The organism is Nonomuraea sp. GTA35 (assembly GCF_041950525.1).
GTDB lineage: Bacteria > Actinomycetota > Actinomycetes > Streptosporangiales > Streptosporangiaceae > Nonomuraea.
Map to the genome: position 1 here is coordinate 1 of NZ_JBGNUV010000014.1, position 19,636 is coordinate 19,636.

A 19,636-nucleotide genomic window follows, 5' to 3' on the forward strand; every position below is an offset into this window, starting at 1 on the left:
CAGGCCGGTGACCCCGTCACCGACCGCCTCCACGGTGCCCGCCGCCTCGTGTCCCAGCAGGAACGGGTAGTCGTCGCTGATCCCGCCCTCCCGATAGTGCAGGTCGGTGTGGCACACGCCGCAGGCCCGCACGTTCACCACCGCCTCGCCGGGGCCGGGCTGCGGGACGAGAACGGTCTCGACGGATACCGGCTCGCCCTTGCCCCGGGCGATCACGGCTTGGACTTCGTAGGTCATCAGGCGCTCTTCTCCAGGTGGACGCGGACGGGCAGGGACTCCCACGCGCGCAGGGTGTTGTTGTGGTGCCGCCGGGGCGTCCCGGCGAGTTCGAGGCGCTCGACCCGGCGGGCGAGCGCGGTCAGCAGGGCTTCGGCCTCCAGGCGGGCGACGTGCTGGCCGACGCACTGGTGCAGGCCCATGCCGAAGCCGACGTGGCCGGAGGGGTCACGGAACAGGTCGAAGGCGTACGGGTCGTGCCAGCGGCGCGGGTCGTGGTTGGCCGCGCCGAGGAACATGAGGATCTTGCGGCCCTCGGGGATGACGGTGCCGCCGATGGTGACGTCGCGGTCGGCGGTGCGGAAGAAGGTCTGCACCGGGGACTGCCAGCGCACCGCCTCGTCGAAGGCCACCCGGGCCAGGCCGGGCTGCTCGCGCAGGCGCCGCCACTGGGTGGGGTGGGTGGCGAAGGCGTACAGGGCGGCGGCCAGGCCGTGCACGGTGGTGTCGACGCCGGCGGTCAGCAGCGAGCGGACGACGAGCGGGGCCTGCTCGGGGGTGAGGTCGCCGTGATCGGCCGCCGCCCAGATCTGCGCCCCGAAGCCGTCCGGCGACAGCGCCTCGCGGCGGCACTGGGCGTTGACCCAGGCCGACAGCTCGGCCACCCGCGGCTGCCCCTTCGCCACCAGGTCGTTGACCGGGCCGAAGGCGTTGAAGGCGTGATCGCCGTACGGCAGCAGGTGCTCCCGCCCGTCCGGCGGGAGGCCGACCGCGTCGGGGAAGACCCGCAGCGGGAACGCCTGCGCGAGCGCGGGGACGGCGTCGAACTCCGGCTCGGCCAGCACCTTGTCCACCAGGTCTTCGGCCTCGGCGAACCAGCGGTCGCGGAGCCTGCGCAGCGCCCGCGGGCCGAGGATCTTGACCAGGACGGCACGCGGCGCGTCGTGGCGGGGCGGGTCGGCCTCCAGCAGCAGGCTGGGCGGCCGCCACGGCTTCTCCTTGCGGAAGTCGCTGAGCCCCACCCCCGCACCCGAGGGGAAGGACTGCCAGTCGGTCAGCGCGGCGTGCACCTGCTCGTACCGGGCCAGGCCGTAGACGTCGTAGCGGGTCAGGTGGACGACGGGCCCGGCCGCCAGCAACGCGTGGTGCAGCGGCTCGGGATCTTCCAGCGTCTGGGGCGCGAAGGGGTCGGCGTCCAGGACGAACATGGGGTGCTCCTTCTACAGGTCGAGGACGAGGCGGTCGGAGCGGGCGCGGGAGACGCAGACGAACATGCAGTCGCCGGCCGCCCGCTCGGCGTCGTCGAGCAGCGCGTCGCGATGGTCCACCTCGCCGGCCAGCACGGTGGTCTCGCAGGTGCCGCAGAGCCCCTGGCGGCAGGAGGACAGCACGTTCACGCCCGCGTCGTTGATGGCCTGGAGGACGGACTGGCCGCGGGTCACGGTCAGCGTCCTGCCCGTGCGGCGCAGCTCCACCTCGAACGGCTCGCCACGGGCCGGCGCGCCGAGGTCCTTGGCGACGAAGTGTTCCGTGCGGAGCATCCCGGCGGGCCAGCCGGCGGCGCGCCGCTCCATGGCGTCCAGCAGGCCTGCCGGGCCGCAGCAGTACACCTTCGTGTCGGGCGGGAGCTCGGCGGGCAGGTCGAGCAGGCCGCGCTCGTCCTGCGGGACGAGCTCGACGCGGGAGCCGTAGCTGGCCAGCTCGTCGAGGAACGCCATCGAGGCGCGCGTCCGGCCGCCGTAGAGCAGCCGCCAATCAGCGCCGAGCAGCTCGGCCTGGTAGATCATGGGCAGCAGCGGGGTGATGCCGATGCCGCCCGCGATGAACAGGTACCGCTCCGACGGGGCGAGCGGGAAGTTGTTGCGCGGCCCGCCGATCGCCACCGTGTCGCCTTCGGCCAGCGTGTCGTGGACGTAGGCCGAGCCGCCCCGGCCGTCCGGCTCCCGCAGCACCCCGATGCGGTAGGTGTGCGGGTCCCACCGGTCACCGCACAGCGAGTACTGGCGGGTCAGGCCGCCCGGCAGGATCAGGTCGAGGTGCGCGCCGGGCGTCCAGTCGGGCAGCCGCCGCCCGCCCGGATGTGCCAGGGTCAGGGCGACCACGCCGTCGGCGACCGGAGCCTTGGCGGCGACCCGCAGGTCCAGCCTGGAGATCATGCGTGCTCCCGGGTCGTGAGGCGGAAGGCGTGCACGGCCAGCCCGCCGGCCACGAGGACGGCCGCGGCCAGCAGGAACAGCCGCCCTGGCGGCCACCCGGCGTCCAGCAGCCAGCCTGCGGCCAGCGGGGAGACGATAGCGCCGACGCGGCCGACGCCGATGCCCCAGCCGACGCCCGTCGCCCGCACCTGCGCCGGGTAGAGGGACGGGGTCAGCGCGTACAGGCCGGCGACGCAGCCGTTGACGAACAGCCCGATCAGCGCGCCCAGCGCGAGCACCAGCGCGAACTGCGAGGTGAGCGAGACGAAGCAGGCCAGCAGCACCGCGGTGGCCAGGGTGTAGCCGAGCAGCACGCGCTGCAGCGGGAGGCGGGCGGCCAGCAGGCCCAGCAGCGTGGTGCCGAAGATGCCGCCGAGGTTCAGCAGCACTCCCCCCGTGACGCCCTGGGTGGCCGACATCCCCGCTTCGACCAGCAGCTTCGGCGTCCAGCTCGTGACGAAGTAGAAGGCGAACATGACCGTGAAGAACCCGGCCCAGACCAGCAGCGTGTTGCGGCGCCGGAGCGGGGACAGGATCTGCGCCAGGCGCGGCTTCGGCCTGCTCGTGACGGGCTCCGGGTCGGGCATCGAGTCCAGCGCGGGCAGCCTCATCGCGGCCAGCGCGGTGTTGAGCCGGCCGAGCGCGCGCGGCGAGCGCTGGGTGAGCAGGAAGTCCAGCGATTCGGGCAGCCGCCACAGCACCGCGCCGATGAGCAGGGCGGTGGCGACGCCGCCGAAGGCGAACACCGACCGCCAGCCGGACGAGCTCTGCAGCGCGACCGCGACGATGCCGCCCGCCGTGGCGCCGATGGCGTACCCGGTGGAGTTCAGGCTGACGGCCAGGCCGCGCCAGCGCGCGTTGGCGTACTCGGCGGCGATGACGTTGCTGCTGGCCAGGATGCCGCCGATGCCGACGCCCGTCAGCACGCGCAGCAGCCCGAGCTGCACGGCGTCCCGGGCGGCGGCCGACAGCAGCATGCCGCCCGCCGCGATCACCAGGCAGGCCAGGATCAGGGCGCGGCGGCCGATGCGGTCGGCCAGCGGCGCCAGGAACAGCGAGCCGAGGGCCATGCCGACCAGGCCCGCGCTGAGCAGCAGGCCCAGTTGCGAGCCCGACAGGGACCACTCGGCGGACACGGCGGCGGCCGTGAAGGACATGACCAGGACGTCGAAACCGTCCAGGACGTTGAGCAGGACGCACACGGCGATCGCCGACCACTGCAGGCGCGTCATGGGAGCGTCATCGATGCGGGCACGCAGCTCCGGGGGATGAACAGACATCTAACCGGCCTTTCGGGGGGTGGTTAGATGTTGATGATGAGCTGGTTACCCGCGTCTTTCCACGACGGATCCATTCAATGGACGAGTTCCCCCGCGAAGCGTCCTGACCAGCGATGATGTGACTCATGGCCAGGTCATCCAGCGGCGAGTCCGTCCTGACGCGCGCCGTGCGCATCCTCGAGGCGTTCAACCCGTCAGAGCCGGTGCTGACCGTCAGCCAGATCAGCCGCCGGGCCGCGCTGCCGCTGGCCACCACCGTCCGGCTGGTGGACGAGCTGACCCGGCACGGGCTGCTGGCCCGCGACGAGCAGCGCCGGGTACGGATCGGCAACCGGCTGTGGGAGCTGGCCCAGCGTGCCTCGCCGGTGCGCAGGCTGCGCGAGACCGCGATGCAGTTCATGGGCGACCTGCACCACGTGGTCGGGCACTCGGTGCAGCTCGGCATCCTCGACGGCGAGGAGGTGCTGTTCGTCGAACGCCTGATCGCGCCAGGCGCGGTGGTCACCGTCACCCAGATCGGCGGCCGGCTGCCGCTGCACGCCTCCTCCGGCGGCCTGGTCCTGCTCGCGCACGCTCCCGCCGAGCTGCGGGAGCGGGTGCTGCGCCGGCCGTTGCAGGCGTACACGCCGCACACGATCACCGACGGCAGGACGCTGCGCGCGGCGCTCGCCGAGGTGCGGCGCAACGGGTTCGCCTTCTGTCCCGGCCATATTCACCCGGACGCCACGGGCATCTCCGTGCCCGTCCGGATGGCCGGGCACGTGGTGGCCGCCCTCGGCCTGGTGGTGCCCAACGACGAGCACGCCTGGCCGCTGGTCCGCCCGCTGCAACTCACCGGCCTGGCCCTTGAGCGGGCCCTCGAAGGGCAGCAGCCGGGGCGGCCGGCGGCGGCGGAGGCCGGCGATCCGGAGCGGGATGGCTAGCCCGCTCACCCATGCCTGCTTGCGAGGGTGTCAGTCGGCCAGCGCGAAGCCGGCCGCCGCCTCCGCGTGCAGCCGGGCGCTCGGCAGCACCGGGATGGCGGTGTCCTTCTCGCTGATCAGCAGCTCGATCTCCGTGCAGCCGAGGATGACGCCTTCGGCGCCCTCGCCCGCGAGGTCGGCGACGATCCGGGCGTAGGCGTCCCTGGACGGTTCCCTGAGCACCCCGCGCACCAGCTCGTCGAAGATCACGCGGTGGACCAGTTCCCGCTGCTCACGTCGCGGGACGACCACGTCGAGGCCGTGTGCGGCCAGCCGGTCCCGGTAGAAGGGCTGCTCCATGGTGAACCGGGTGCCCAGCAGGCCGACCTTGCGCATCCCCCTGGAGCGGACCTCCGCGCCCACGGCGTCGGCGATGTGCAGCACGGGCACGCTCGCGGCCCGCGCCACGTCGTCGCTCACCCGGCTGAAGGTGTTGCTGCAGATGAGCAGGACCTCGGCGCCGAGGTCCTCCAGTTTCCTGCCCGCGCCGGTCAGCAACGTGCTCACCTCGTCCCAGCGGTCGGCGAAGATGAGGTCCTCGACGGTCGTGTAGTCGACCGACCAGATGAGACTGTTGGCGGAATGGCTGCCGCCGAGCCGTTCGCGTACCCGCTGGTTGATGATCTGGTAGTAGATCACCGTCGATTCCCAGCTCAACCCGCCGATCAGGCCGATGGCGCGCATGGAACTCCGTTTCGATGGTTGGGTGCCGACCGCGCCGGTGACGGTGCCGTCACCGGCGCGGCCGTGCCGATTCGACTGGCCCTGCGGCGAGGCGCCGGCCGTCAGGCGCCGGCCAGCGCGCGGGCGCAGGCGCCGAGCCCGACCTCGCTGGAGGCCTTGACGAACACCACGTCTCCCGGTTCGACAAGCTCGGTGGCCAGCCTGACGGCTCCGGCCACGTCCCCGGCGGTGTGGACGGCCACGCCCTGCCCCGAGGACGCCGCCGCCTCCGCCATCACGAGCGGATCCCCGGCGCCGACCGCGATCAGCACGTCGAAGCGGAGGCCGGCGACGAGCCGGCCCACCTCCGCGTGCCGGGCGCGCGAGGCGTGCGCCTGCTGCCCCATCGCGCCGAGCACGGCGACGGTGCGGCGGTCGCCGGCCAGGGCCTTCGCCGCCCGCAGCCCGGCCCGCATGGATTCGGGGTTGGCGTTGTAGGCGTCGTTGACGATGGTGATGCCGTCACCGCGTTCGACGATCTCCAGGCGGCCCGCGGAGCGCCGCCGCGCGGCGTTCAGCCCTCCGGCGATCTCGGCGACGCCCAGGCCGAGAGCGGTGGCGACGGCGGCCGCGGCCAGGGCGTTGCTCACCTGGTGCTCGCCGATGAGGTCCAGCTCGACCGGGGCGCGGCCGGAGGGCGTCACCAGCTCGAACCCGGCTCGTGCCCGATCGTCCATCCGCACGTTCTCGGCTCGCACCGGCGCCTCCGGCGACCTGCCGTACAGCAGGATCGGGGCCTTGGTGCGGCCGGCCATGCCCATGACGTACGGGTCGTCGGCGTTGAGCAGCGCGAATCCGTCCGCCGGAAGCGCCTCGACCAGCTCGCCCTTGGCCTCGGCGACGTCGGCCAGGCCGCCTCCCATCCGCTCCACGTGTGCGCTGCCGACGTTGAGCACCAGCCCGACGCGGGGCGGTGCGAGGCCGGTCAGGTACGTCAGGTCGCCCTTCCTGCTCGCGCCCATCTCCAGCACCAGGTACCGGGTGGCGGCGTCGGCACGCAGCACGGTGAGCGGCAGCCCGAGCTCGTTGTTGAACGAGCGGTCGGTGGCGACCGTCGGCCCGTGCCGTTCGAGCACCTGGGCCAGCAGGTCCTTGGTCGTGGTCTTGCCCACGGAGCCGGTCAGCCCGATCACCGTCGGGCGGATGCGTCCGAGCAGGTGCCTGGCCAGCAGGCCGAGCGCGGTCTGGACGTCCTCGACCACGAGGGCGGGCACGCCGACGGGCCGCGAGGCCAGCACGGCGGCGGCGCCGCCCGCGACCGCACCCACCGCGTAGTCGTGACCGTCGACGTTGGCGCCGGCCGTCGCGGCGAACAGGCCGCCGGGCGGCACCTCGCGGGAGTCGACCGCCGCGGGCGCCGTCACCATCGCCCGCGGGTCCGGCACGTCGTGCAGGCCGGCGCCGAGCACCTGCGCGATCTCGGCCAGCGTCATGGGGATCACGAGCCGCTCCTGGCGAGCGCCAGGTCGATGAGGCGGCGCAGCAGGTCCGGGTACGGGACACCGCTCGCCGCCCAGGCCCGCGCGTAGACGGAACGCGAGGTGAAGCCGGGCATGGTGTTGATCTCCCCCACGTACAGGCGTCCCGTGCCCTCCTCGTAGAAGAAGTCGACACGGGCCAGGCCGTAGCCGCCGATCGCCCGGAAGGCGCGCAGGGCCAGCTCCCGCACGTCGTCGGCCACCCGTTCCGGCAGCACGGCGGGGATGGTGGCGATCTCGGCGTGGCTGAGGTACTTGGCCTCGTAGTCGAGCCACTCGCCGGACACGATGAGCTCGCCCGGGACCGAGGCGTCCGGCGTGTCATGGCCGCCGAGCACGCCGCAGATGACCTCGCGCGCGGACACGCCCTGCTCGACGACGACCACCCGGTCGTAGGCCAGCGCCAGATCCACCCCGGCGCGCAGCTCCTCGATGGAGGTGACACGTGAGATGCCGATGGAGGAACCCATGTTGGCCGGTTTGACGTACATCGGCCAGTCCAGCGACTTCACCGGAGCCCAGTGGTCGGTGGTGTTGCGCCATTCGTGCTCGGTGAACCACACATGCGGGGTGACCGGGATGTCCTCCGCCAGGAACGCCCTCCGCATCGCGACCTTGTCCATCGCCACGGCCGAGGCCAGCACGCCGCATCCCACGTACGGCAGGCCCAGCGCCTCCAGGTGCCCCTGGAGGACGCCGTCCTCGCCGAACGGCCCGTGCAGCACGGGGAAGACCACGTCCACCAGATCGCGGCGCAGCTCCACCGGCCACCTGCCCTGCCGGTCGATGATCACGGGGACCGGCTCGTACAGATCCCTCGGCAGGGCATCCAGCACAGCCTGCGCCGACTGCAGCGACACCTCGTGCTCGGCGGACGGCCCTCCCGCCAGCACAGCCACGCGCAAGCGTCCAGTCACGATCGATCAGCCTTCCTCGGTGGCACGGAGACGGCCCGCCCCATCGCTGGGAACGGGCGCCGGTGGACCCATCCACTGTCGGCCCGCCGTGTCCCCGGCTCGTCAGCGCCGTGTCATGGTTGTGTCACGGCCGCACCGGACCGCCGTCGGCTCCCTCCCCGGCGATGTGCGGGCTCTGTCGCGCAGATCGCGCTGTATCGACCGCCTGATGGATCTCGGCCGTGGTGCGGGCCAGGTCAGGGGCGGCGAAGGTCCGGCCCATCGCCCCGTTCCGGGCGTGCTCGTCGAAGCCTTGACCAGCGACGGCACCGTCTGGATGGAGGCCCGATGGCGGCCGGAGCGCCCGTCGGGGGAGGTCTCCGGCGCCCCGCTCAGCCGTCCCGTGAGGACAGGTCGAGGGCGATGTCGACGAGCATGTCCTCCTGGCCGCCCACCATGCCCCGCCGCCCCGCCTCGACGAGCAGCGTCCGCGTGTCGAGGCCGTAGCGGCCCGCGGCGTCCTCGGCGTGCCGCAGGAAGCTGGAGTACACCCCGGCGTAGCCGAGCGTGAGCGTCTCCCTGTCCACCTGCACGGGCCGGCCCTGCAGCGGCCTGATCAGGTCGTCGGCCGCGTCCATCAGCGCGAACAGGTCGCAGCCGTGCTCCCATCCCATCAGGTCGGCGACCGCGACGAACGCCTCCAGCGGGCAGTTGCCCGCCCCGGCGCCCATGCCGGCCAGCGAGGCGTCCACGCGGGTGACGCCGTTCTCGACGGCGACCACCGAGTTCGCCACGCCGAGCCCGAGGTTGTGGTGGGCGTGCACGCCGATCTCCGTGCCGGGGTCGAGCGCGTCGCGGTACGCGCGGACGCGCTGGCGCATGCCGTCCATGGTGAGGCCGCCGCCGGAGTCGGTGACGTACACGCAGTGGGCGCCGTACGACTCCATGAGCTTGGCCTGCCGGGCCAGCTCCGCGGGGGGCGCCATGTGCGACATCATCAGGAAGCCGGCCACGTCCATGCCCAGTTCCCTGGCCACGCCGATGTGCTGCGCGGCGATGTCGGCCTCGGTGCAGTGGGTCGCCACGCGCACCGAGCGCACGCCGAGCGCGTGGGCGCGGCGCAGGTCGGCGACGGTGCCGATGCCGGGCAGCAGCAGCGTGGTGAGCACCGCCGACGACATGGCGGACGCCGCGGCCTCGATCCATTCGTCGTCGGTGCAGGCCCCGGGGCCGTAGTTGACGCTGCCGCCCGCGAGGCCGTCGCCGTGCGCGACCTCGACGGCGGCGACGCCTGCCCGGTCGAGCGCGGCGGCGATCTCCGCCACCTGGGCGGCCGTGTAGCGGTGCCTGATGGCGTGCATGCCGTCGCGCAACGTCACGTCCTGCACGTAGAGCCTCATCGGGCGGCCATCCTCTCCGCGACACGCAGCGCCGCCGATGTCATGATGTCGAGATTGCCGGCATAGGCCGGAAGGTAGTGTGCGGCGCTCTCGACCTCGAGGAACACCGAGACGAGCACGCCCGGCTGCCCCAGGTCCGCCAGCGGGTCCCCCGCCCGGACCGGCCGGAACTGCACCTCCTGCTTGAGCCGGTATCCCGGCACGTACGCGGCGACCTGCTCGACCATCTCCTTCACCGACGCGGCGACGGCCGCCTCGTCGCACTCCCCCGCCAGGCAGTACACGGTGTCCCGCATGAACACGGGCGGCTCGGCCGGGTTGAGCACGATGATGGCCTTGCCGCGGCGCGCGCCGCCGACCTCCTCCAGGGCGCGGGCGGTGGTCTCGGTGAACTCGTCGATGTTGGCGCGGGTGCCGGGGCCCGCCGACTTCGAGGCGATCGAGGCGACGATCTCGGCGTAGTGGACAGGGGCGACCCGGGAGACGGCGGCCACGATCGGCACGGTGGCCTGCCCGCCGCACGTCACCATGTTGACGTTCGGCAGGGCCAGGTGGTCGTCGAGGTTGACGGCGGGCACGACGTACGGGCCGATGGCGGCGGGGGTCAGGTCGACCACCTGCTTGCCGTACGGGCGCAGCGCGGCGTCGTTGTGCCGGTGGGCGCCGGCCGAGGTGGCGTCGAGCACCACCGCGACCTCCTCGAAGCAGGGCAGCGCGATCAGGCCCTCGACTCCGTCGCTGGTCGTCTCCACGCCGAGCCGGCGGGCCCTGGCCAGGCCGTCGGAGGCCGGGTCGATGCCCGCCATCGCGGCGACCTCCAGCGTCCTCGACGTCCTGATCCCCTTGATCATCAGGTCGGTGCCGATGTTGCCCGACCCGATGATCGCGACCTTGGCTCTGCTCATTCCTCCGCCTCCCCGCCGCGGCAGAACCGGGCGAGCTCGTTGCTCATGGACCGCGCCGTCTCCGCCACCTCGGGGCCGGCGCCTGTGAGGGGGGTGCCGTGGGTGCCGAAGTAGAGGGGCACGTCCACGAGGTGGCACGCGCCCAGCGCGATCCCGCCGTGGCTCATCGGCGAGCGGTGCCGGCAGACCAGATGCCGGGCGGGGGCGCGGTGGGCCGTGACGATCTCGTCGGCGGGGCCGTCGAAGATCGCCTGGGTGTCCAGGCCGTCCTGCCCGATGGCGGTGAACAGCCGGGTCTCCTCTGCGGTCGTCGTCACCAGGAGCGGCACCGGCGCGGCGGCGCCCGCGCGGATGGCGTCCACGGGGTGGACGGCCAGCAGGTCGCCGTCCACGACGGGCGCCACGGGCAGCAGGCCGCCGGCCGTGGCTTCGGCGCGGGCGGTGATGGCCGCGGCCTCGGCGGCCAGCAGGTCCGCGAGCGGCACCTCGAACGGGTCCCTGCCGCCGAGCGCCGCGACGGCCGTCCCCGTCCAGGCGCGGGCCTGGCCGGGGGTGAGGAAGCCGTACGGTACGGGGCTCATGGCCGCGGCCCTGGCGAACAGGCCGGGGGCGCAGGTCATGAGGGCCAGCACGCAGGTGCCGCCCGCGGAGTGGCCGGCCAGGGTGACCCGGGCGGGGTCGCCGCCGAACGCCGCCACGTTGCCGCGTACCCAGTTCAGGGCGGCGATCTGGTCGCGCAGCGCCAGGTTGGCGGGCACGCCGTCGCCGTACCAGAGGCCGGGCAGGCCGAGCCGGTAGTTGACGGTCACCACGACGAGGCCGTGGTCGCGGGCCAGGGCGGTGCCGTCGTACATCGCCTGGGTGCCGGAGCCGAACACGAAAGCGCCGCCGTGCAGGAACACCAGCACCGGCCTGCTGCCCTCGCAGGAGGGTGTCCAGACGTTGAGGTACAGGCAGTCCTCGCCGGACGTGGCGGGGTCGAGCTCCAGGCCGGGCACCCAGGCCATGCGGCCCGGCCGCTGCGGCGCTGGCGGGCCGGGCGTGACGGCGTCCCTGACGCCGTCCCACGGCCGGGCGGGCTCCGGTGGGCTCAGGCGCCGGGCGGGCGCGGCGTACCGCACGCCCTTGAACGCCAGCGCCCCGCCGGCGGCCAGGCCGCGCAGCGTTCCCAGGGGCGTGCGGGCGAGCGTCATCGCGCCGGCCCGAAGAAGGCCGCGGCGTTGCCGCCGAGGATGGCCGCGCGGGCGGCGTCGTCCAGCTCGGGGCAGGCCCGTACGACCGAGCCCGGCTCCTGCTCGCCGAGCGGGAACGGGAAGTCGGTGCCCAGCATGACCCGCTCGGCGCCCATCACCTCGACCAGCAGCCGCAGGGCGCGCGGGTCGAACACGGCCGAGTCGACGTAGAAGCGGTCGGTGTACGCCGACGGCGGCCGGGGCGAGTGCGCCCGTACGATGTCGCGGTTGTGCCAGGCGTTGTCGGCCCGGCCGAGCAGGTAGGCGAAGCTGCCCCCGCCGTGGCAGAAGCACAGCCGCAACGACGACGGGAGCCGCTCGAACGCGCCGGAGAGCATCAGCGACAGGATGCCCAGCTGCGTCTCGGCGGCCATGCCGACCAGCCACGGCAGCATGTGGCCGGACATGCGCTCGGCGCCCAGCATGTCCCAGGGGTGCACGAGCACCGGCATGTCCTCGTCGGCGCAGTGGGCGAGGAACGCCACGATGTCCGGGTCGTCCAGGTTGCGCGGGCCGACGTGGTTGCCGATGTGCACGCCGCGGTGCCCGGCCGCCTTGGCCTCGCTGACGGTCTGGGCGGCCAGGCCCGCGTCCTGCAGCGGCACCTGGCACAGCGGCAGCAGCCGGTCGGGGGCCTGCGCGCAGTAGGCCAGGACCCGGTCGTTGACCATGGCGCACCACTCGGCCGCGCGGGCCGCGCCGGCGGCGTAGCCGAACAGCAGCGGCGTCGAGGAGACCGCCTGCACGTCCACGCCGAGCCTGTCCATGGCGGCCACGCGGGCCCCGGCGTCCCACAGCTCCGGCGTGACAGGGCGGTAGTCGTCCTCGCCGCTCATCATCATGCCGTCGCGCAGCCAGGGCTCCCCCGCTCCGGCGAGCATCCTGGCCTCCTCGCGGGAGATCCGCGGGAAGACGTGCGCGTGGACGTCGATCACCGTCACCGGACCACCGGCCGCAGGTGGTCAGGCCAGTCCTTGCCGGGGTGCTCGGCGCCGCAGTGCGGACAGGTGCGCTCGCCCTCGTGGAAGGCGCGGAAGACCGGCGGCAGGTCGTCCACGATCGACTCGAGCTGCACCTCGGCCCGGTGGACGAGCCGGTGGCAGTTCACGCAGTACCACTCGAAGGCGTCCAGGTCGCCCTGCGGCCGGGCGAACTCGACGACCAGGCCGATCGAGCCGGGCACCGGCCGCTGCGGCGAGTGCCGGACGTGCGGCGGCAGCAGGAAGACGCCGCCCTCCCTGATCTGGAGGTCCACGGGCGGCTTGCCCTCCTCCTCCATCACCCTCAGCACCATGCCGCCCTTGAGCTGGTAGAAGAACTCCTCGATGGGGTCGTCGTGAAAGTCGGTCCGCTGGTTGGGCCCGCCCACGACGGTGACCATGAGATCGGCGTCCTTCCAGATCTGCGCGTTGCCGACCGGCGGCTTGAGCAAGTCCTGGTGCTCGTCGATCCACTTCTGGAGGTTGAAGGGGGGCATCATGGCCGGCTCCTTTGCGGTAGGTGGGCGATGCAGGAGATCTCGATGAGCAGGTGCGGGTGGGGAAGCTGGTGGACGGCGACCGTGGTGCGGGCGGGGCCGCTCTCGTCGAAGAACTCGCCGTAGACCTCGTTGTAGCCGCCGAAGTCGTTCATGTTGACCAGGTACGTGGTCACGCTGACCACGTCGGCCAGGCTGCCTCCGGCGGCGGCGAGCAGGTCGGCGAGGTTCTCGATGACGGCCCGGGTCTGCTCGCGGATGTCGAGGCTGGTGGTGCCCAGCTCGTCGGCGCGGGCCCCGGCGAAGGTGCCGTCGGGGCGGCGTGAGCTGGTGCCGGAGACGAACACGAACTCGCCGGCCCGCCTGACGTGCGGGAAGCGGCCACGAGGGCGGGCCTTGCCCTCGACCAGCAGAGCGTCGTCGGTCATCGGGTGGTCACCTCCACGTGGCCGAGCCCGGCGGCGGCGATGCGTACGTGCGCGCCGGCGGGCAGCGGGACGGCGGCGGTGGCCGCGCCCGCGAGCACGACCCAGCCGGGCTGGAGCTCGATGCCGGCGGCGGAGGCCAGCCGGGCGGCCGCGGTCAGGGAGCGGAGCGGGTCGCCGAGGATGGCGGCCGACGAGCCGCTCGCCACGGGGCGGCCGTCGATCTCCATGACCAGGCCGAGGTTGGCGACGTCGCGCGGGCGGCGCCAGGGGCCGTGGCCGAAGCCGCTGGCCGAGGCGTTGTCGGCGATGACGTCGGGCAGGGTGAAGCTGAAGCCCTGGTAGCGGGAGTCGAGCACCTCGTAGCCGACGGCGACGCCGCCGACGGCCGCCGCGGCGTCTGCCGGGGTGCGTACGGGCCGCTCCAGCAGGAACGCGATCTCCGGCTCGATCCGCGGGTGGATGAGGCCGGCGGTGTCGAGGTCGTTCTGGACGAGCATGGCGTCGGTGAGCAGGCCCCAGATGACGTCGTCCACGCCCATCTGGAGCATCTTGGCGCGGCTGGTGAAGCCCATCTTGACGCCGATGATCCGCTCGCCGCGGGCCAGCCGCCGCTCGATGGTGGCGCGCTGCACCTGGTAGGCGGCGGGCACGTCGAGGTCGGCCGTGTCGGTCAGGCGCGGGATGGCGCGGCCCGCCAGGGCTGCCTCGTCGAGGAGTTCGGCCAGCGCGTTCACGTGGTTCCCCCTTCCGCGGCGGCGAAGGCCGCGCGTACGTCTCCGAGCCCGTCGATGCGGGCCTCCAGCACGTCGCCCGGCCGTACCGGGACGACGGGGCCGAGCGCCCCGGTCAGCACCGTGTCGCCGGCCCGGAGCGGCCGGCCGAGGGCGGCCAGCGTGTCGGCCAGCCAGACGGCGGCGTGCAGCGGGTGGCCGAGGCAGGCCGCCCCGACGCCGGTCGAGACCTGCTCGCCGCGCCGCTCGATGACCATCCCGGCCATCCGCAGGTCCACCTCACGCAGCAGGACCGGGCGGGTGCCGAGCACGTACAGGCCGGACGAGGCGTTGTCGGCGACGGTGTCGGCCAGCGTGATGTCCCAGTCGCGGATGCGGCTGCCGACCACCTCGATGGCGGGCAGCGCGAACGCGGTCGCGGCGATCACGTCGGCGACGGTGTGCCGCTCGTGCGGCAGGTCGCGCTCCAGCACGAGCGCGACCTCGGCCTCGGCGCGCGGCTGGAGCACGGCCCCGGCGGGGATCTCCGCGCCGTCGGGCACGGCCATGTCGGCGAACAGCGCGCCGAAGTCGGGCGAGCGGACGCCGAGCTGCTCCTGGACGGCCTTGCTGGTCAGGCCGATCTTGCGGCCGGTGAGCCGCCGGCCCTCGCCGAGCCACCGCTCGGTGAGCAGGCTCTGCACGGCGTAGGCCGCCTCCAGGCCGTCGACCAGGTCGCGGACCGGCTCGCACGGCCGGCCGGACGCGTACGCGGCGAGCAGCCGCGCGGCGGCGGCGCGATGGTCGTCTGAAACGGAAGTCACTGGGGTCCTCAAATCTTGACGCACACGTTCACGGGCTCGGAGAAGAAGTCGAGCGAGTACTCGCCGCCCTCGCGGCCGATGCCGGAGGCCTTGACGCCGCCGAAGGGGGTGCGCAGGTCGCGCAGGTTCCAGCAGTTCACCCAGACGATCCCGGCCTCGATGCGGGGCGCGACGCGGTGGGCGCGCGACAGGTCGGTGGTCCAGAGCGTGGCGGCCAGCCCGTACGGGCTGTCGTTGGCCAGTCGGACGGCCTCGTCCTCCTCGTCGAAGGGCGCCACGTGGCAGATCGGCCCGAAGACCTCCTCGCGCACGGTCCTGGCGCTCTGCGGCAGCCCGGTGATGACGGTCGGCTCGACGTGGTAGCCGCCGTCGCGGGCGTCGCCGAACTCCGGAACGCCGCCCCCGGCCAGCACCGTCGCGCCCTCCTCGACCGCCAGCCGGTAGTACGACAGCACCTTGTCGCGGTGCTCGGCCGAGATCATCGGCCCGTAGTCGCGCAGTTCGGCGGCCCGTTGGGCGAGCGCACCGGCGAACGCGTCGAAGAGGGGCCGCTGGACGTAGACGCGCTCGGTGCACAGGCAGATCTGGCCCGAGTGGGTGAAGCTGGAGCGCAGCGTGCCCTCGACGGCCTCCTCCAGGTCGGCGTCGGCGAAGACGAGGGCGGCGTTCTTGCCGCCCAGCTCGAACGAGACCGGGGTGACGTGCGCGGCGGCGTTGCGCATGATGGCGCTGCCGGTGGCGGACGCGCCGGTGAAGGCGATCGCGTCCACGCCCGGGTGCGCGGTCAGGTGCTCCCCCGCCGCTCCGGCGCCGTGGCCGTGCACGAGGTTGAACGCGCCCGCCGGCAGCCCGGCCGCGTCGATCACCTCGGCCAGCAGGGTCGCGGTCGAGGGGGTCTCCTCCGACGGCTTGGCGACGACCGCGTTGCCGGCGGCTAGCGCGGGCGCGACCTTCCAGGTGAGCAGGAGCAGCGGCAGGTTCCACGGCGAGATGACGGCGACCACGCCGAGGGGGCGGCGCACGGTGTAGTTGAGCGCCTGGCCGCTGCCGCTCCAGCCGGGGACGGTCGTCCGGTACGCGCGTTCCGGGCGGCCGTAGGCGAGATCGGCGTAGGCGCGGAAGTTGGCGACGGCGCGCGGGATGTCCACCGTCCTGGCCAGCTCGCGCGGCTTGCCGGTGTCGGCCACCTCGGCGGCGACGAACTCCTCGAACCTGGCCTCGATGCCGTCGGCGATCCGGCGCAGGAACGCGCACCGCTCCTCGGTGCTCGTCCGGCCCCAGGCGCCGTCCATCGCGGCGCGGGCGGCGCGCACCGCCTCGTCCACGGTCTCGCGCGGAGCCTCGGGTACGGCGGCGAGCTGGCGTCCGTCGACGGGGGAGCGGAGCGGGAAGGGCGTCCCCGCCGTCGTGAAGACGCCGTTGACGTAGTGCGCGGGCTTCATGGCGGCCATTCTGCTGAGCGCCCGCCATAACAGTCCAATACCTAAATCAAGGCGAGCTATCTTCGTTTCGTTATATATCGGTCCTGCTATATCTAGGGCGCATATCGGTATTCGTCCTGGCATACCACCTGCGTGCATCCTCGTCCCTACCCCCATCGGAAGGCACAGGTGTGATGGACACAGACCGCCGCCAGGCCGCCCGCCGCGTCTCGCGGGCCGCCTTCATCGGCACCGCCATCGAGTGGTACGACTTCTTCCTCTACGGCACGGCCGCCGCCCTCGTTTTCAACAAGCAGTTCTTCCCGGCGATGGACCCGGTCGCCGGCTCCATCGCCTCCTTCGGCACCATGACCGTCGGGTTCCTCGCCCGGCCGCTCGGCGGCATCGTGTTCGGCCACTTCGGCGACCGGATCGGGCGGCGTAACACGCTCGTGGTATCGCTGCTCATCATGGGGATCGGCACCACGCTGATCGGCGTGCTGCCGACGTACTCCAGCATCGGCGTGTGGGCCGCCGTCCTGCTCGTGGTGATGCGCATCGCCCAGGGCATCGGGCTCGGCGGCGAGCTGGGCGGCGCGGTGGTCCTGACGATGGAGCACGCTCCAAAGGGCCGCCGCGGCCTGTTCGGGGCGTTCCCGATGATGGGCACCCCGGCGGGCATGCTCTGCGCCAACGCCGTCTTCCTCGGCACCTCGTCCCTGCTGGGCGACGAGAGCTTCATGGCGTGGGGCTGGCGGGTGCCGTTCCTGCTCAGCATCGTGCTCGTGGCGGTGGGCCTGTACCTGCGGCTGCGCATCGAGGAGAGCCCCGACTACGCCGACCTCGTGGAGCGCCGCAAGCCGGTGAAGCTGCCGATCGCGGTGGTGCTGCGCGACCACTGGCGCGAGGTGGTGCACACCATCGGCGTGATCATCGGCAACAGCGCCCTGGCCTACATTTTCATGGTCTACATCCTCGGCTACGGCGAGTCCGCGGCGGGCCTGTCGCGGACGTTCCTGCTGACCTGCGTGATCGGCGGCGCCGCCGTCTGGCTGGTCACCGCGCCGATCTGGGCGCACCTCGGCGACCGGCTCGGGCTCAGGGCCGTCTTCACCTGGGGCTCGGTGGTGCTCCTCGCCGGCGCGCTGGCCATCCTGCCGGTCGTCAACACCGGCAACACCGTGCTCGTCGCGGTGTTCATGCTGGCGATGGGGGCCGTGCTGGCCATGACGCACGCCCCGCAGGGGACGCTGACCGCGAGCTTCTTCCCGGTGGCGATCCGGTACTCGGGCACGTCGGTGGCCTACCAGCTCGCGTCCCTGCTGGGCGGCGGGATCACGCCGCTGGTGGCCGCGTCGCTGTTCGCCTCGACCGGCACGTCCCTGTCGATCACGGCCTACCTGGCCGTGGTGTCGGCCATCAGCCTGGTCGCGGCCCTGGCGATCCCGCGCAACGACGCCGAACGCCTCGGCGACCGACCGGCCACGGCCGACATAGCAAAATAGTGCGTCATCGTCGCGTTCGTATGATGATTCGGTGATATCTCGTCCCCTGGACCTGCTGAGCGGCCGGCTCAAGCTCCGCCACCTCGTGCTCGTCACCGCCATCGCCGAGCAGGGCAGCGTCCTGCGCGCGGCCGAGCACCTCCACCTGGCCCAGCCCGCCGTCACGCGCGGGCTGCGGGAGGTGGAGCACCTCCTCGGCGTCGAGCTGTTCGTCCGCGGGCCGCGCGGCGTCACGCCGACGCTGTTCGGCGAGGCGTTCATCGAGCACGCCCGCGCCGTGCAGGCCGAGCTGCGCCGCGCGGGCGAGCGCATCGCCGGCCTGGCCGACGGCGACGCCGGCACCGTCACCGTGGGCACGCTGCTCACCGCCACGAACGTGCTGCTCCCCCGCTCCATCGCCGCGCTCAAGGCCGACCGGCCCGGCATCACCGTGATCGTCAGGGAGGGCACGTTCGACTCCCTGGTGCCGCGCCTGATCGACGGCGACCTCGACGTGATCCTCGGCCGGCTCAACCCGATCGAGGACCATCCCGGCCTGCGCCAGCTCCCCCTCTACGAGGAGCCGGTGCTGCTGGTGGCCCGCGAGGGACATCCGGTCGGGGAGGCGGAGACGCTGGCCGACCTGATGGCCTACCCGTGGATCCTGCCCCTGGAGCAGACCTCGCTGCGGCAGGAGCTGGAGCAGGTCTTCCGCCGCAACGACCTGCCGCTGCCGCGCGACCGCACCGAGTGCACCTCGATCCTGACCATCCGGTCGCTGCTCCTGGAAACCGACATGATCGCCGCGCTGCCCGCGTTGTTCGTCAGGACCGACAGCCGGCTCCTCGAACTGCGCGTGCCGCTGCCGTCGGTGCGCCGCCAGGTCGGCGTGACCCTGCCCGGCGCCCGCGCTCTCACCCCCGCGGGCAAGGCCATGCTGTCCCACCTCCAGCAGCAGGCGCGGCACCTCGACGCGACGGCCGGCGGCGACCCCGCCTGACCGTCCGCACCGCGAAACAACGGTCTTCGCGGCACGGGGGGCACCATAGGAAGACCCTATGGCAGCCGCTGAAATTTCGTCTTTGCCTCTCGCGCTTTTCCCGGCGTACCGTGAATTCGACTCGACGAGGTGCACCCGCGATTGTTGCAACATTCGCGCCGTGTGCACGCCGGCTCATCACGCCGAGCGAATCACCACGCATACGAGAGGAATGGCGGCATGACCACGTTCGGAAACGAATCCGAGACGCGAGGGCTCAAGGGAAAGCGAGCCCTGGTCACAGGTGGTTCCCGCGGAATCGGAGCGGCCGTCGTGCGCCGGCTCCTGGACGCGGGTGCCGAGGTCCTGGCCACCGCCAGGTCGACCACGTACCCGGCGCCGGAGGGGGCCGCCTTCGTGACAGCCGACATCCGGACGCACGCTGGCACGCAGGCGGTGGCCACGGCCGCGCAGGAGACGCTCGGCGGGGTGGACATCCTGGTCCACAACGCGGGTGGAGCGCAGGCCAACGCGGGCGGCGGCGCCATGACGATCCCCGCCGACGACTGGCAGGACACGCTGGAGCTCAACCTCCTGGCGGCGGTGCGGCTGAACTCCCTGCTGGCGCCGGGGATGCGGGACCGGGGATCGGGGGCGATCGTGCACATCTCCACGGCCGCGCTCCTCCCGCCGGTGCCGGCGTTCGCGCACTACCAGGCGGCGAAGGCGGGGCTGGAGAGCTACAGCCGGGCCCTGGCCGCGGAGCTGGCCCCGTTCGGGGTCCGGGTCAACGCCCTGGGCCCCGGCAGGACCGCCACACCCGGCGGCGAGGAGACGCGGAAGCGGTGGGCGAGCGACAACCCGGGATCGGGCGCGACCGGCACACCCCCGCTCGGGCGCGACGGCCGGCCTGACGACATCGCCGACGCGGTGCTGTTCCTCGTGTCCGACCGGGCGAGCTGGCTCACCGGCACCTATTTCTCCGTCGACGGCGGCGAATATCCCAGGAACTGACTCCGACGGCAT

General features: G+C 73.0%; 20 protein-coding genes. 4 read left to right on the forward strand and 16 right to left on the reverse strand.

Features of this window, described 5'->3' with window-relative positions; all coding sequences use genetic code 11:
- The 4 genes from ACBJ32_RS44630 to ACBJ32_RS44645 all read right to left on the reverse strand — a co-directional run.
- A partial coding sequence (locus tag ACBJ32_RS44630) for an alcohol dehydrogenase catalytic domain-containing protein (protein WP_375131984.1) occupies positions 1-237 on the reverse strand: 237 nt, incomplete at its 3' end.
- Positions 237-1,424: a cytochrome P450 gene (locus ACBJ32_RS44635; RefSeq protein ID WP_375131985.1), complete on the reverse strand. Its 1,188-nt coding sequence runs from the start codon at positions 1,422-1,424 to the stop codon at positions 237-239. The genes ACBJ32_RS44630 and ACBJ32_RS44635, both read right to left, overlap by 1 nt.
- Positions 1,425-1,436: 12 nt before the next feature.
- Positions 1,437-2,372, reverse strand: a complete 936-nt coding sequence (locus ACBJ32_RS44640; protein ID WP_375131986.1) for a PDR/VanB family oxidoreductase — start codon at positions 2,370-2,372, stop codon at positions 1,437-1,439.
- The gene (locus ACBJ32_RS44645) at positions 2,369-3,691 is read right to left on the reverse strand and encodes an MFS transporter (protein ID WP_375131987.1); all 1,323 of its coding nucleotides are present in this window, start codon (positions 3,689-3,691) and stop codon (positions 2,369-2,371) included. The genes ACBJ32_RS44640 and ACBJ32_RS44645 overlap by 4 nt, the downstream gene beginning before the upstream one ends.
- A gap of 125 nt (positions 3,692-3,816) precedes the next feature.
- Between ACBJ32_RS44645 and ACBJ32_RS44650 the strand changes: the two genes are divergently transcribed.
- Positions 3,817-4,614 (forward strand): IclR family transcriptional regulator, encoded by a 798-nt coding sequence (locus ACBJ32_RS44650; protein WP_357887785.1) that lies wholly within the window; start codon positions 3,817-3,819, stop codon positions 4,612-4,614.
- A 30-nt stretch (positions 4,615-4,644) separates the two neighbouring features.
- Here ACBJ32_RS44650 and ACBJ32_RS44655 read toward each other — a convergent pair whose 3' ends face one another.
- The 12 genes from ACBJ32_RS44655 to ACBJ32_RS44710 form a co-directional block, all read right to left on the reverse strand.
- Positions 4,645-5,337 carry an aspartate/glutamate racemase family protein gene (locus tag ACBJ32_RS44655; protein WP_375131988.1) on the reverse strand — a complete coding sequence of 231 codons (693 nt, stop codon included), beginning with the start codon at positions 5,335-5,337 and terminating at the stop codon, positions 4,645-4,647.
- A gap of 101 nt (positions 5,338-5,438) precedes the next feature.
- Positions 5,439-6,818 (reverse strand): UDP-N-acetylmuramoyl-tripeptide--D-alanyl-D-alanine ligase, encoded by a 1,380-nt coding sequence (murF, locus tag ACBJ32_RS44660; protein WP_375131989.1) that lies wholly within the window; start codon positions 6,816-6,818, stop codon positions 5,439-5,441.
- Complete coding sequence (locus tag ACBJ32_RS44665; protein WP_375131991.1) at positions 6,815-7,771, reverse strand: D-alanine--D-alanine ligase family protein; 957 nt, start codon at positions 7,769-7,771, stop codon at positions 6,815-6,817. The genes murF and ACBJ32_RS44665 overlap by 4 nt, the downstream gene beginning before the upstream one ends.
- A 371-nt stretch (positions 7,772-8,142) precedes the next feature.
- Positions 8,143-9,150 carry a 4-hydroxy-2-oxovalerate aldolase gene (dmpG, locus tag ACBJ32_RS44670; RefSeq protein WP_375131992.1) on the reverse strand — a complete coding sequence of 336 codons (1,008 nt, stop codon included), beginning with the start codon at positions 9,148-9,150 and terminating at the stop codon, positions 8,143-8,145.
- Positions 9,147-10,055, reverse strand: a complete 909-nt coding sequence (locus tag ACBJ32_RS44675) for an acetaldehyde dehydrogenase (acetylating) (protein WP_375131993.1) — start codon at positions 10,053-10,055, stop codon at positions 9,147-9,149. The genes dmpG and ACBJ32_RS44675 overlap by 4 nt, the downstream gene beginning before the upstream one ends.
- Complete coding sequence (locus ACBJ32_RS44680; protein ID WP_375131994.1) at positions 10,052-11,248, reverse strand: carboxylesterase family protein; 1,197 nt, start codon at positions 11,246-11,248, stop codon at positions 10,052-10,054. Before ACBJ32_RS44680 ends, ACBJ32_RS44675 begins: the two co-directional genes overlap by 4 nt.
- Positions 11,245-12,228 (reverse strand): amidohydrolase family protein, encoded by a 984-nt coding sequence (locus ACBJ32_RS44685; protein WP_375131996.1) that lies wholly within the window; start codon positions 12,226-12,228, stop codon positions 11,245-11,247. Before ACBJ32_RS44685 ends, ACBJ32_RS44680 begins: the two co-directional genes overlap by 4 nt.
- Positions 12,225-12,767, reverse strand: a complete 543-nt coding sequence (locus tag ACBJ32_RS44690; protein ID WP_375131997.1) for a 3-hydroxyanthranilate 3,4-dioxygenase — start codon at positions 12,765-12,767, stop codon at positions 12,225-12,227. The genes ACBJ32_RS44685 and ACBJ32_RS44690 overlap by 4 nt, the downstream gene beginning before the upstream one ends.
- Complete coding sequence (locus ACBJ32_RS44695; protein ID WP_357887759.1) at positions 12,764-13,192, reverse strand: RidA family protein; 429 nt, start codon at positions 13,190-13,192, stop codon at positions 12,764-12,766. Before ACBJ32_RS44695 ends, ACBJ32_RS44690 begins: the two co-directional genes overlap by 4 nt.
- Complete coding sequence (locus ACBJ32_RS44700; protein WP_357887756.1) at positions 13,189-13,926, reverse strand: fumarylacetoacetate hydrolase family protein; 738 nt, start codon at positions 13,924-13,926, stop codon at positions 13,189-13,191. The genes ACBJ32_RS44695 and ACBJ32_RS44700 overlap by 4 nt, the downstream gene beginning before the upstream one ends.
- Positions 13,923-14,726, reverse strand: a complete 804-nt coding sequence (locus ACBJ32_RS44705; protein WP_375131998.1) for a 2-keto-4-pentenoate hydratase — start codon at positions 14,724-14,726, stop codon at positions 13,923-13,925. Before ACBJ32_RS44705 ends, ACBJ32_RS44700 begins: the two co-directional genes overlap by 4 nt.
- 8 nt (positions 14,727-14,734) lie before the next feature.
- On the reverse strand, positions 14,735-16,168 hold the full coding sequence (locus ACBJ32_RS44710) for a 2-hydroxymuconic semialdehyde dehydrogenase (protein ID WP_375131999.1): 1,434 nt from the start codon (positions 16,166-16,168) through the stop codon (positions 14,735-14,737).
- 173 nt (positions 16,169-16,341) lie between these two features.
- Here ACBJ32_RS44710 and ACBJ32_RS44715 point away from each other — a divergent pair, with 173 nt between their 5' ends.
- From ACBJ32_RS44715 to ACBJ32_RS44725, 3 genes are all read left to right on the forward strand, one after another.
- A complete protein-coding gene (locus ACBJ32_RS44715) occupies positions 16,342-17,652 on the forward strand; it encodes an MFS transporter (protein ID WP_375132000.1) in 1,311 nt (436 codons plus the stop codon).
- 31 nt (positions 17,653-17,683) lie between these two features.
- A complete protein-coding gene (locus tag ACBJ32_RS44720; protein WP_375132001.1) occupies positions 17,684-18,631 on the forward strand; it encodes a LysR substrate-binding domain-containing protein in 948 nt (315 codons plus the stop codon).
- Positions 18,632-18,850: 219 nt separating this feature from the next.
- On the forward strand, positions 18,851-19,624 hold the full coding sequence (locus tag ACBJ32_RS44725) for an oxidoreductase (RefSeq protein ID WP_375132002.1): 774 nt from the start codon (positions 18,851-18,853) through the stop codon (positions 19,622-19,624).
- The last annotated feature ends 12 nt before the right edge of the window (positions 19,625-19,636 follow it).

Coding starts and splice junctions, on each gene's coding strand:
- ACBJ32_RS44650 (WP_357887785.1), top strand. CDS start 3,817: ATGGCCAGGTCATCCAGCGGCGAGTCCGTCCTGACGCGCGCCGTGCGC.
- ACBJ32_RS44695 (WP_357887759.1), bottom strand. CDS start 13,192: ATGACCGACGACGCTCTGCTGGTCGAGGGCAAGGCCCGCCCTCGTGGC.
- ACBJ32_RS44715 (WP_375132000.1), top strand. CDS start 16,342: ATGGACACAGACCGCCGCCAGGCCGCCCGCCGCGTCTCGCGGGCCGCC.
- ACBJ32_RS44675 (WP_375131993.1), bottom strand. CDS start 10,055: ATGAGCAGAGCCAAGGTCGCGATCATCGGGTCGGGCAACATCGGCACC.
- ACBJ32_RS44655 (WP_375131988.1), bottom strand. CDS start 5,337: ATGCGCGCCATCGGCCTGATCGGCGGGTTGAGCTGGGAATCGACGGTG.
- ACBJ32_RS44645 (WP_375131987.1), bottom strand. CDS start 3,691: ATGTCTGTTCATCCCCCGGAGCTGCGTGCCCGCATCGATGACGCTCCC.
- ACBJ32_RS44635 (WP_375131985.1), bottom strand. CDS start 1,424: ATGTTCGTCCTGGACGCCGACCCCTTCGCGCCCCAGACGCTGGAAGAT.
- dmpG (WP_375131992.1), bottom strand. CDS start 9,150: ATGAGGCTCTACGTGCAGGACGTGACGTTGCGCGACGGCATGCACGCC.
- ACBJ32_RS44690 (WP_375131997.1), bottom strand. CDS start 12,767: ATGATGCCCCCCTTCAACCTCCAGAAGTGGATCGACGAGCACCAGGAC.
- ACBJ32_RS44640 (WP_375131986.1), bottom strand. CDS start 2,372: ATGATCTCCAGGCTGGACCTGCGGGTCGCCGCCAAGGCTCCGGTCGCC.
- ACBJ32_RS44725 (WP_375132002.1), top strand. CDS start 18,851: ATGACCACGTTCGGAAACGAATCCGAGACGCGAGGGCTCAAGGGAAAG.
- ACBJ32_RS44710 (WP_375131999.1), bottom strand. CDS start 16,168: ATGAAGCCCGCGCACTACGTCAACGGCGTCTTCACGACGGCGGGGACG.
- ACBJ32_RS44680 (WP_375131994.1), bottom strand. CDS start 11,248: ATGACGCTCGCCCGCACGCCCCTGGGAACGCTGCGCGGCCTGGCCGCC.